Origin of the sequence: Porphyromonas levii DSM 23370 (assembly GCF_000379925.1) — a bacterium.
Classification (GTDB): domain Bacteria; phylum Bacteroidota; class Bacteroidia; order Bacteroidales; family Porphyromonadaceae; genus Porphyromonas_A; species Porphyromonas_A levii.
Genome location: NZ_KB904289.1, coordinates 1 through 11781, shown reverse-complemented (window position 1 = coordinate 11781; position 11781 = coordinate 1). Strand labels below are relative to the sequence as shown.

The window sequence follows — 11781 nt, the reverse complement described above, 5'->3', positions numbered from 1 at the left end:
ACTCACGGACAAAATATTTTGGAGTCCATATGTCACAACATCAAAAGAGCCCCTATGATGATAATCCAATTGTCAGCTAATACCCAATGACCGAATCCTCCTCGAGAGGAGCATTTGGCATCCTCTCAAGTCAAAAATCCCCCTCAAATTGAGCCTTTTAAAGCTCAAAAAGAGGGGAAAATATGATAAGAGAAAGACTGCCCTGAACGAAATCCTCCTAAAAAACGGACGAAAAGGAGGATGAGAAAATCAAATATCTTCGTGCAACGGTCTCATACAAGCATTTTATATCACTTAGATAATATAGGTGGTTGTCCTCATGAGAGCAACATTTTTGGCTCGCGCGAGCACCCAAATTTATTCCTAGGAATAAAAACATTTATCTGTACAAATAAATTTATTTATTCCTAGAGAAAAATACGCTTAATATCGCTCATAAAAATGATGCCTCTACGGAGGAGAGGTGTAGGGGTACAATAAGAATTGAGGAACTATGGGTTTCACAACCCCTAGTTCCTCATCCCTCTCCCCGAAGCCACCTTATAGTCAACTATTTATCAGCCTTAACAGGTAATAGATCTACGCAATGTACCTTAAAGTTAACAAATAACTTATAACCATTATTGCTTGAGCTCACACAGAAAATCATTGGTTTAGGTTTTACACGATCCACAGATGTCATCTTAATAATATCAGCGATGGTAAATTCAATCGTACCCTTAGCCAGATGCACATCCTTTGAGGGAGAGCTAAATCGCATACTTAAGTTCGTAGTAAAATTGACACGCTGACGGAGAAACTCCTCCATGTCCATATTTTCTGGTTTGGAAATGGTAATATGCGCCCTTTGTGGGGAATCAACGGGATAAGGGAAATAAATATCATTAAGAATACTTTGATAATTATCTCTACTTCTATCAAAGATATATTTCTGCTCAACCTTTAGGGCACTATTATGAGCCTCGAGCCCACAGTGACCATAGACCCAAATGGTTCCACCATAGTAAGAAAAACCCTGTAGAGAAACTACCTCAGAAAGGATATCAACGCCCCGACAATCGGGGATAAACTCCCTCTTGGTAATGGTATACTCCGTGGCTTTCACCACTCTAGCCACAGAATTATCAGAGGCGAGACGTAATTGGAAAGCGATTGGAGGAAGCTTGCTTAGCGGAATCTTAGATATCATAAAGTTCTTACATCCTTCCCATCCCTTCTCTACGATTATAGAGTGGTCATCTACGCCACCACCGATAGCTACGAAGTTGATAGTACTACTATCGAGTACCTTTCTGTACTTAGCCTCTAGTTCGCCATTGATATGTAGTTTCTCCACTGCAGCCTTCAGAGCGGCTTCAACCTCTTGGAGTGAATGGCTCGTCTCTACAGACATGAATACCATCCTACCGTAGTCGATATTGCTGATATATACTGGTTGGTAGTCCTTAATCACCTTAGGATCTACAGTCTTAAATATCATCTTAGGGATATCCATAGTCACAGAGTATTGCTTCTGGATAAACTTGACGAGGAAGTGGTTCTTATTGTTCTCAAAATTGAACTTCAAGTTGGTAGACACCTTGATAGCACCATTATCGAACCCAGCACCCATCTTAAAGTTGACTTCATCCATGGATCGCACTTCGTCAATACTACTGGTAGTTAAAGCAGAGCCCTCCTTAAAATTAATCTGTCCCCACTCATTAAGCGCCTTACGGTAGTCACTCATCTGAATATTCTCAAACTCTCTAGAGATCTTATCATTATCGCCTTCCTGAGTGCGTCGATCTATAGAAATCTTAATTTTAGCGCGGTCAATATCTGAAATTACTGCATAGGTACCATCACCAATAGTATTGCCGCGAAATACTACGCCTGGGAATAGGACATCATTAGTAGGATTGAGCAACACCGACTCATCGAATACCTCGGAGAGCTTGTAGCGGCGAGAAGTCTTGACCCACCAGCCAGGTTGTCCTTTTTCGTTTACACCTGGTTCACGATCAGCAGCACTCCTTGCCGCTCTTAATACTCCATCAGGTAAAAATCCAATCTCTACTGGGCGTCCATTCTCAGGGAAATCAGCAGCACGCAATGAAGTTACGCCATTGTGGACGGGTAGACCTGTGAGATAAGCCGTGATTGACTTGTTGTTCGTTAGGACTTCATTGCCATTCGGAGCATCTTTAGTCTGAGGGCTACAAGAAGCAAATGCGAGTGCCGCTACAATTGAATAACCAGCGAGCGTTAGGCTCTTGAGAAAAGTTGTCTTAGAAGTCATCATAATTCATACAATTAGTTATTACACTTCCGTTAAAATACTCTTTTGTTTTGCCAACCAATGGCAAGTAGCTACTTATACCATAATAACAACACCTAAATGGAAATACTGCATGACTCTGGTAAAATTTTTATCGGTCCCTCTACACATTAATATATATACATTAAATGAGCAGTATTCCTTATCATTCTAGGCTAATCAGGCGAGTTTATGAAGTAATCTCCGAGAATAGCATGGATATTTCACACAATTTGGGTAGTTTTGTAGCGATTTAAATAAAGCAGGAAATCTATGGAGTGTAAAATCGGCACTGTGAAAGAAATAAAGGGGGACAAGATGCTGGTACACATTGAGCGCCACTCTGCTTGCAGTCAGTGCCACGCCAAGGGAGCTTGCTCTTCAGCTGACAAGGATAGTCAGTTGCTAGAGGTACAAGAGTTTCCATTAGGGCTCACGGAGGGTACGAGGGTACGCATCGTAGCCGTTGAGGGTGGCACGCCGTTGAAAGCAGTACTCTTTGCCTTTGTAATCCCTATTGTACTGATAGGCATTGGCGCAATTGTGATGAACCACCTCGAGACCAAGGAGACCACCATGCTCCTTATAATGTTGTGTGGAATCTTGTCGTACTGTGGAGTCCTATGGCTCCTAAGAGGTTATTTTGAGAAGACTTTCAGGCTGAAGGCTGAACTCGTTGATTGAAAATAATAAGATACAACTAATTGATATAACTATTTTATGGTTGGAGTAACTATTGCATTCCTCGCCATCGTGGGCGCTTTAGCCGCTGGACTACTCTTCGCGGTATCCAAGAAGTTCCATGTGGAGGAGGATGCTCGAATTGAGCAGGTAAATGAGATTCTCCCTGGCGCCAACTGCGGTGGCTGCGGTTACCCAGGTTGCTCTGGATTTGCTCGTGCCTGTGTAGAGGCAGAGTCTATGGATGGGCTTTTCTGCTCTGTAGGTGGCAACGATGTGATGCTCAAGGTAGCCGAGACGCTTGGCCGTGCAGCTGTACAGGCTGACCCTAAGGTGGCTGTAGTACGCTGTAATGGCAATTGTGAGGCACGCCCAAGAATCAATCAGTACGATGGCGCTAGCACCTGTACTATTGCTGCGGCTACTTACGGTGGCGAGACAGGCTGTACTTTTGGCTGCTTCGGATTAGGCGATTGTACGTTGGCTTGCGGGTTTGACGCTATTCACATCAATCCTACTACAGGATTACCCGAGGTAGACGAAGAGAAGTGTACTGCCTGTGGTGCCTGTGTCAAGGCTTGCCCTAAGATGATCATAGAGCTAAGGAATAAGGGGCCAAAGGGTCGCCGTGTATTTGTCTCTTGTGTTAATAAGGAGAAGGGCGGCGTAGCTCGCAAGGCGTGCAACAATGCCTGCATAGGTTGCTCTAAGTGCGAGAAGGAATGTAAGTTCGACGCTATCACAGTGGAGAACAACCTCGCCTACATCGACCACAACAAGTGCCGACTATGCCGCAAGTGCGTAGAGGCATGCCCTACCGGCGCTATCCATGAGGTTAACTTCCCTCCACGCAAGGAGAAGGTGGAGGCGGCAGCTACGGCAGAAGCTTAAAGTAGAATATATAAGATACCTTATAATATATAGGCGTATGTTGAAGACATTTAGAATAGGTGGTGTACACCCGCCAGAGAACAAACTATCGGCTGGCAAGGCTATCGAGGTGCTACCACTACCTGAGGAGGTACAGATACCTCTAGCTCAGCACATAGGGGCACCAGCTGTAGCGCTGGTGAAGAAGGGAGACGAGGTGAAGGTAGGAACCCTCATCGCCAAGGCAGGGGGCTTTGTCTCTGCCAATATTCACTCTAGTATCTCTGGCGTAGTACAGAAACTAGAGGAGGTGGTCGATGCTTCGGGCTATCCCAAGATGATGATTACCATCAAGAGCGATGGCACGGATACCTGGGAAGAGGACATAGACCGCTCTACTACATTGGTGCGCGAGGTGACAATGGCACAAGCCGATATCGTGGCAAGAATTGCAGACCGCGGCATCGTAGGTATGGGTGGCGCTACTTTCCCCACCAATGTGAAGCTACTCCCCCCTAAGGATCAGAAGGCAGAGGTCGTTATCCTCAATGGTGTGGAGTGCGAGCCTTACCTCACTGCCGACCATCGTCTTATGCTGGAGCACGGCGAGGAGATTTTGGTTGGTCTCACTATCCTGATGAAGGCTGCAGGTGTTTCTCGTGGCGTAGTAGGTATCGAGAATAATAAGAAAGACGCTATCGCACACCTAGAGAGCCTAGCAAAGAACTATCCAGGTGTGGAGATACAGCCCCTCAAGGTACGTTACCCTCAGGGCGGTGAGAAACAACTGATTGATGCCGTACTCGGTCGCCAGATTAAGAGCGGGCAGCTCCCTATCACAGCGGGTGCTATCGTACAGAACGTAGGTACCGCCTATGCAGTCTATGAGGCGGTACAGAAGAATAAGCCACTCATCGAGCGCATTGTGACCGTAACCGGCAAACAGCTCTCCAACCCTTCCAACTTCCTAACACGCATCGGCACTAGCAGTGCCGCTCTGATTAAGGCCGCAGGAGGTGTACCAGAAGGAACTGGCAAGATAATCAGCGGAGGTCCTATGATGGGTAAGGCGGTAGTAAACGACCATATCCCTGTAGCTAAGGGAACGAGTGGCATTCTACTCCTACCTACTCAGGATACAAAGCGCAAGCCCATGCGCAACTGCATCCGCTGTGCTAAGTGTGTAGGCGCTTGCCCTATGGGGCTCAACCCCGCTTACCTGATGAGAGATACTGTATTTAAGGATTGGGAAGAGCTCGAACGTGGCAACGTAGTAGACTGTATTGAATGTGGCTCTTGTAGCTTCACTTGCCCTGCCAATCGCCCACTTCTCGACCATATCCGTCAGGGCAAGAAGACAGTGATGGGTATCATCCGTAGCCGTAAATCCTAACGAATAGATCGAAGCAAAGAGATATGTCAAATATGCACAAACTACTCGTATCACCCTCTCCACATATACATAGCGGCGACACCATTGAGCGCAATATGTATGATGTGATCATCGCTCTCATACCAGCCTTTGGAGTATCTATCTACTTCTTCGGGCTCGACGCTCTGTGGGTGACCCTTACCTCCATCCTTGCTTGTACCCTCTTTGAGTGGGTAATAAGCCGCTTCCTATTAGGTCGCAAGGAGATTACCGTTCTCGATGGTTCAGCTGTACTCACCGGCTTGCTTCTAGCGCTCAACCTCCCCTCTACCCTCCCGCTATGGATTGTAGTGGTTGGTGCTCTTGTAGCGATTGGTATCGGCAAGATGAGTTTCGGTGGACTAGGTAATAACATCTTCAACCCTGCTATCGTAGGTCGTGTGATGCTCCTCATCTCCTTCCCAGTGCAGATGACCTCTTATCCAAGTCCTCTTGGAGAGAAATTAGTATCTGCTGGTACTGAGGCTGCGTCTGGCGCTAGTCCTCTACTAGATGCGACCTCTGGAGCTACCCCGCTAGCCATAGCTAAGGGAATTACCAAGGGTGCCGAAGGCTTCACAATGGATAAGCTCCCTGAGCTCACCGACAACCTCCTAGGTATGGTAGGTGGCTCAATGGGTGAGGTAAGTGCCATAGCACTCCTCATAGGCTTTGCTTATCTACTCATCCGCAAAGTCATCACTTGGCACATCCCAGTAGCTATCATTGCTACCGTTGCCATCTTCGCAGGCATTATGAATGGCGTGAGCCCTGATGTATATGCAGGACCTCTATTCCATATCCTCAGCGGAGGACTCCTACTCGGAGCTATCTATATGGCTACCGACTACGTCACCAGCCCTATGAGCAAGAGCGGAATGCTACTTTATGGTATCATGATAGGTATCATCACTATGCTCATCCGTCTCTTTGGTTCCTATCCCGAGGGTATGTCCTTTGCAATCCTCTTTATGAATGGTATCGTGCCTATCATCAATAGGTATATGCAACCTAAACTCTTTGGAAAAAGTAAGAAAGCATGAAGAAGTTAGCATCAACACTACCCAATATGCTGCTCTCTCTGACACTCATCGCAGCAGTAGCAGCAGCCCTACTCGCTTTTGTGTACCAAACCACAGAGCCAGTCATTAGTGCCTCCAAGATAGCGACCCTCAAGTCTGGTATCGATAGAGTCGTACCAGAGCACGACAACGTGCCATTCGAGGAAGAGCTCATGGTAGACGACTACAAGATCTATCCCGCTCGCAAGGGTGGCGAACTCGTAGGCTATGCCGTAGAGAGCTACACCAATAATGGCTTTGCGGGGCTAGTGAAAGTACTCGTAGGTATCGACAAAGAGGGCAATATCATCGACTACACCGTACTCCAGCAAGCCGAGACCCCAGGTCTGGGTAGCAAGATGGAGGCATGGTTTAGAGGAGAGAAAGGCAGCGTACTTGGCATGAACCTTACCACGCCACTACAAGTAACAAAAGACGGAGGACAGGTGAATGCCATCAGCGCAGCTACTATCTCCAGTCGAGCCTTCCTCGAGACACTCAACGGAGCTTATGCTGTGGTGCAGAAAGCCATAGCAGATGGACAACTAAAGTAACAGACATAGACTATGAATAAGTTAAAGATAATACTCAATGGTATCATCAAGGAGAACCCGGCTCTCGTGTTGCTCCTCGGTATGTGTCCTACCTTAGGAACCACTTCGAGTGCTATGAACGGTATGGGCATGGGACTCGCAACGACCTTCGTGCTCATCTGCTCCAACATAGTGGTATCATCCCTCAAGAGCCTAATTCCAGACTCAGTACGCATCCCAAGCTATATCGTTATCATAGCTACCTTCACTACACTGGTGCAGATGCTTTGTGAAGCCTACGTGCCTGCTCTCTATGCATCACTTGGTATCTTCCTACCACTGATTGTTGTGAACTGTATCGTGCTAGGTCGTGCGGAGTCTTTTGCAGCTAAGCACAATATATTTGACTCTGCTCTCGACGGTATCGGCATGGGACTTGGCTTTACCCTCGCTCTCACCATTATTGGTTTTGTGAGAGAAGTACTCGGCTCAGGCAAGGCATTTGACCTCTCACTCTTCCCAGAGGAGTATGGTGCACTAGTATTTGTGCTCGCTCCTGGAGCTTTCATCGTGCTCGGATTTATTATCGGCATCAAGAATGCCATCGATCGCAAAAGCAATAAGACAGCATAAGAGATATGGAATACATTATACTATTTATCAGTGCGTTACTTGTCAATAACGTAGTATTCACACAGTTCTTAGGTATCTGTCCATTCTTAGGCGTATCCAAGAAGGTAGATACAGCTATAGGTATGGGCGCTGCCGTTACCTTCGTGGTGACAATAGCTACCCTCATCACCTATGCGATACAGAAGCTGGTGCTCGATCCTCTTTCAATAGGGTTTATGCAAAATATTGCCTTTATCCTAGTGATCGCTTCAGTAGTGCAGATGATGGAAATGGTTATCAAGAAGATTTCCCCATCCCTCTTCCAAGCACTAGGAGTATTCCTCCCGCTGATCACCACCAACTGTATGGTACTTGGTGTTGCCATCTCAGTAATTCAGAAAGACTTCAACCTAGGTCAGTCTATCATCTATGCCGTAGGTACAGCCGCTGGTTACACCCTTGCGATTGTCATCTTCGCTATGATTCGCGAGCAGCTCGCCAAGACCAAGGTTCCTGCTGCACTTTCCGGTATCCCTATCGCCCTAATCACAGCCGGCATCCTTGCCATGGCATTTATGGGCTTCTCAGGAGTCGTGTAAATAATAGAATCGGTTCGTAAAGACCGATAGTGGCTGCATAGAAACTTACCTGTGCAGCCACTATTTTATTTGTTCAGAATAGCAATAATCCTTACATTTGCTGTTAATCATGTTAAACACCATTAATCTACACCATCATGAACAAAAGATTACTACTCATCCTTATCTGCCTACTGCCCTTTGCCTCCGATGTAATGGGGCAGAGCGAGCACTTCACCACCTACTACGGTCGGACCATTCAGGTCGGCGATACCCTGTGGGTAGGCGCACCAAAGCACTGCAATAGCATTTTCCTCCCCGAGCTCAAAGCGGACAAGTACACCAAAAACAAATATCTTGTCACAGCTGATATGAAGTCCTACTACTACCAATCTCTAGTAGTAGACAGCTTGCTTAAGGATAGGATATTGATGGACAATAATTATTCCAATCAAACCATCAACGCCCTTTGCTCCGCATCTAACGGTGCTCAATTCTATGTCAATATTGATAACGCAGTACATAACTATGAGCTTCAGATGGGACAAGGATACAACGAAGCCTACCGCCAGCAATACTCAGAGCTTACCGACCTCACTAAACTCCTCTACTATATCCATACCGAGCAGATCCCAATCGACGACAAAGCCATCCTCAGGTACATCTTACTAGTTAACCCTGAACTCGGAAAGACTTGCGAGCACGACAAGTTTACCTTCCGCAGAGAAAAAGACCACTACCTCTCTCTCCTCAAAGCCGACCTCGCCACCTTCCCAGAAAAGCTAGAGAAGACGACCTTCTACTACCCCAAGAAATTGAATAATGGGCTGGGGAATGACAAGACCTACGACCCCGAAATCAATGGTTATCTGATTACCGAGCTCTACGACTGCAAAGGCTATTATGATTCTGGCTACAACACCCACGATATCTGCCTCCTCCACCAGCCTTGCAAGACCATACTAGAGATGTCCGAGGATAAAGCCGAAGCCTACGAGCGAAAGCTAAAGGGCAATAGTCCGTACCTAAATAGATACGAATACGCCATGGTCTATGTCCGACTCATGCCCTTCGAAAAAGAAGCCTATGACCCTAATGAATATGTCTGTGCCCTATTCCTCGGGGCAGAGATATTTGACCACCCCTCTTGTAAATGCAACTACCTAGGCAACGTCACTTTCGACCCACATCACTACGACAATGTCCTACGAGAGCAAAAGAAAGAGCTCACGAAAAAGAAAATAGAGACCGTAGCAGAAGTCGCTGGCGGAATCCTTGGCATCCTATCGCTATTCTAGTCGCCCCTACTTAGGCGACAACCCTCAACGCCTCAGGCTATACAGTTTCTGTAGTCAGTATATCCGATGACCATTTAGTATATATTAATTGACCAATTTAGTATATACTAATTGACCCATTTAATATATACTAATTCACCAGATTAGTATATATTAAATCGTCATGTCCTAGCCATAGGCGGTTAATATGCTCTATATAAAAGGGTTATACACTCATAGTAAGAGCGCCTTAGCCTGAATTAGGTTGACCTTTTTCGTGGGTTATCTACCGACCCAGTTGACCTTAGACACCAAAGGTTTCCTTAGTGTATTGACTTCTAGTTCCTACTTTACTTGACCTTGCTCACTAAGTGGTTGACCTCTTCAAAGCGACACACTGCACAGAGGATATTCCGCTGAGTATTGCGGAATAATTGGGCACACGCCCCTATAATTGGCTAATTATAGTTACATTTGCTACAAATAACCAATAATATAATTAATACAACAGTTTTATGACTACAGCAAATGGCGGGACCCTCCGCGACAAGCCGGCGGTAAGATGGACTGCACTACTATTGCTAGCACTAGCAATGTTTTGCTCCTACATCTTTATGGACATCCTCTCCCCGATTAAAGACCTACTCGAATCTACCCGTGGGTGGGACTCTGATGCTTTTGGTACTTATGCTGGAAGTGAGACCTTCCTCAATGTATTTATCTTCTTCCTCATCTTCGCTGGTATCATACTAGATAGGATGGGCGTTCGCTTCACAGCGATTCTATCTGGTGCAGTGATGATAATCGGTGCCACTATCAATTGGTACGCTGTCACCGAAGGCTTCTCAGGCTCTTCGCTTGAAAGATGGTTTACTGAGAACCTTAATTATATCCCAGTCTTTGACGAGCTTGGGGTTTTACCATTCAATAGCCACATGCCAGCCTCTGCCAAGCTATCCTCTGTAGGCTTTATGATATTCGGTTGTGGTGTAGAGATGGCAGGTATTACCGTCTCTCGCGGTATCGTGAAGTGGTTCAAGGGAAAAGAGCTAGCACTCGCAATGGGCAGTGAGATGGCACTCGCTAGGCTTGGTGTAGCTACTGTGATGATCTTCTCTCCGCTATTTGCTCGCCTTGGTGGCACTATCGATGTCTCTAGGTCGGTAGCCTTTGGTGTTGTGCTCCTTATGGTAGCATTGATTATGTTTGTGGTCTACTTCTTTATGGATAGGAAGCTCGACCTTGAGACAGGCGAGGCAGAAGAGAAAGACGAGCCTTTCCGCATCAAAGACCTTGGCACCATCCTCTCCAGTGGTGTATTCTGGGTCGTTGCCCTACTCTGCGTGCTCTACTACTCAGCCATCTTCCCATTCCAGAAGTACGCTGTAAACATGCTCCAGAGCAATCTTTCCTTTAGCGTACTCCCCGAAGGCTCATTTTGGGCATCCAATTCGGTAGCTGTTATCCAGTATATCGTGATGATTGTTGTGGCAGCTACGGCATTTGTGAGCAACTTCTCTAAGGGCAAGACTAAGACTCTTCTCCTCATCATCTCCGTGATTACCCTTATTGCATACTGCTATATGGCGTACCGCAGAGAGTCAGCAGAGTCTATCTTCGCTGTATTCCCACTCCTTGCAGTAGGTATCACGCCTATCCTTGGTAATTATCTCGACAACCATGGCAAGGGAGCCTCTATGCTTATGCTGGGTGCTATCCTACTCATTGCATGCCACTTGACCTTTGCCTTTATCCTACCTCAATTCCAAGGCAATAAGATTGGCGGCGTCATCATAGCCTTTACCACCATCCTCGTATTGGGAGCTTCTTTCTCACTCGTTCCAGCTGCTCTCTGGCCAAGCGTGCCTAAGCTGGTGGATAGTAGGGTTATCGGTTCGGCTTATGCTCTTATATTCTGGATCCAGAATATTGGTCTATGGCTATTCCCACTCCTTATCGGTAAAGTGCTCAATGCTTCTAATACCGACATTACAGAAGCAGTTGCCAACGGCACCATGAGCCCAGAAGTAGCAGCTGTGTCTTACAACTACACCAATCCTCTGATTATGCTTGCAGGTCTTGGTGTACTTGCTTTCCTCATGGGCTTTATCCTCAAGAGGATCGACAAAAAGAAGGGCTACGGACTAGAACTACCTAATATCAAGTAATACACGATAGTATATATGAGAATGTTGCACGAAAAACCGTCTCAAATTATTGCGTATATCATTGATTATTAGTATCTTTATTGTGTAATTAAGGGGAGGATATAGTATTGATTTATAGCGACAATAGTTATGGGATTCAAGCAAACGAGCAACAATGCACCCTCATTTACTGAGGTGTTTACCGAATTGAGAAGTTCTAGAGCACGCAATGAGTTTCTAGAGCAAATTGACAAACTCATTGATTGGAGACCATTTCAAACGCTCATAAATAAAAAGCTAAATAAGAGAGCT

Annotated in this window: 10 protein-coding genes; 9 read left to right on the top strand and 1 reads right to left on the bottom strand. The window is 46.1% G+C overall.

The annotated features are described in order from the left end of the window. Positions 1–550 precede the first annotated feature (550 nt). A complete protein-coding gene (locus tag A3GG_RS12255) occupies positions 551–2284 on the bottom strand; it encodes a thiol-activated cytolysin family protein (RefSeq protein WP_018359031.1) in 1734 nt (577 codons plus the stop codon). Between the two features lie 288 nt (positions 2285–2572). Here A3GG_RS12255 and A3GG_RS0109340 point away from each other — a divergent pair, with 288 nt between their 5' ends. The 9 genes from A3GG_RS0109340 to A3GG_RS0109300 all read left to right on the top strand — a co-directional run bounded on the left by A3GG_RS0109340 (position 2573) and on the right by A3GG_RS0109300 (position 11490). Then, entirely contained in the window at positions 2573–2983 is a 411-nt protein-coding gene (locus tag A3GG_RS0109340) for a SoxR reducing system RseC family protein (RefSeq protein ID WP_018359030.1), read from the top strand. A 36-nt stretch (positions 2984–3019) separates the two neighbouring features. Next, positions 3020–3871: a Fe-S cluster domain-containing protein gene (locus tag A3GG_RS0109335; protein WP_018359029.1), complete on the top strand. Its 852-nt coding sequence runs from the start codon at positions 3020–3022 to the stop codon at positions 3869–3871. A gap of 37 nt (positions 3872–3908) precedes the next feature. Then, on the top strand, positions 3909–5243 hold the full coding sequence (gene rsxC, locus A3GG_RS0109330) for an electron transport complex subunit RsxC (RefSeq protein ID WP_018359028.1): 1335 nt from the start codon (positions 3909–3911) through the stop codon (positions 5241–5243). 32 nt (positions 5244–5275) lie between these two features. After that, on the top strand, positions 5276–6304 hold the full coding sequence (locus A3GG_RS0109325) for an RnfABCDGE type electron transport complex subunit D (protein WP_206077061.1): 1029 nt from the start codon (positions 5276–5278) through the stop codon (positions 6302–6304). Further along, on the top strand, positions 6301–6876 hold the full coding sequence (locus A3GG_RS0109320) for an RnfABCDGE type electron transport complex subunit G (protein ID WP_018359026.1): 576 nt from the start codon (positions 6301–6303) through the stop codon (positions 6874–6876). The genes A3GG_RS0109325 and A3GG_RS0109320 overlap by 4 nt, the downstream gene beginning before the upstream one ends. 12 nt (positions 6877–6888) lie before the next feature. Continuing rightward, positions 6889–7488 carry an electron transport complex subunit RsxE gene (rsxE, locus tag A3GG_RS0109315; protein WP_018359025.1) on the top strand — a complete coding sequence of 200 codons (600 nt, stop codon included), beginning with the start codon at positions 6889–6891 and terminating at the stop codon, positions 7486–7488. 5 nt (positions 7489–7493) lie between these two features. After that, entirely contained in the window at positions 7494–8066 is a 573-nt protein-coding gene (rsxA, locus tag A3GG_RS0109310) for an electron transport complex subunit RsxA (RefSeq protein ID WP_018359024.1), read from the top strand. A 137-nt stretch (positions 8067–8203) separates the two neighbouring features. Next, entirely contained in the window at positions 8204–9343 is a 1140-nt protein-coding gene (locus tag A3GG_RS0109305) for a hypothetical protein (protein WP_018359023.1), read from the top strand. A 494-nt stretch (positions 9344–9837) separates the two neighbouring features. Further along, positions 9838–11490: an MFS transporter gene (locus A3GG_RS0109300; RefSeq protein ID WP_018359022.1), complete on the top strand. Its 1653-nt coding sequence runs from the start codon at positions 9838–9840 to the stop codon at positions 11488–11490. Positions 11491–11781: the final 291 nt, after the last annotated feature.

Bases quoted from the DNA above. Each gene is read 5' to 3' on its own strand.
- A3GG_RS12255 (WP_018359031.1), bottom strand. From the start codon at position 2,284: ATGATGACTTCTAAGACAACTTTTCTCAAGAGCCTAACGCTCGCTGGT.
- A3GG_RS0109340 (WP_018359030.1), top strand. From the start codon at position 2,573: ATGGAGTGTAAAATCGGCACTGTGAAAGAAATAAAGGGGGACAAGATG.
- A3GG_RS0109335 (WP_018359029.1), top strand. From the start codon at position 3,020: ATGGTTGGAGTAACTATTGCATTCCTCGCCATCGTGGGCGCTTTAGCC.
- rsxC (WP_018359028.1), top strand. From the start codon at position 3,909: ATGTTGAAGACATTTAGAATAGGTGGTGTACACCCGCCAGAGAACAAA.
- A3GG_RS0109325 (WP_206077061.1), top strand. From the start codon at position 5,276: ATGCACAAACTACTCGTATCACCCTCTCCACATATACATAGCGGCGAC.
- A3GG_RS0109320 (WP_018359026.1), top strand. From the start codon at position 6,301: ATGAAGAAGTTAGCATCAACACTACCCAATATGCTGCTCTCTCTGACA.
- rsxE (WP_018359025.1), top strand. From the start codon at position 6,889: ATGAATAAGTTAAAGATAATACTCAATGGTATCATCAAGGAGAACCCG.
- rsxA (WP_018359024.1), top strand. From the start codon at position 7,494: ATGGAATACATTATACTATTTATCAGTGCGTTACTTGTCAATAACGTA.
- A3GG_RS0109305 (WP_018359023.1), top strand. From the start codon at position 8,204: ATGAACAAAAGATTACTACTCATCCTTATCTGCCTACTGCCCTTTGCC.
- A3GG_RS0109300 (WP_018359022.1), top strand. From the start codon at position 9,838: ATGACTACAGCAAATGGCGGGACCCTCCGCGACAAGCCGGCGGTAAGA.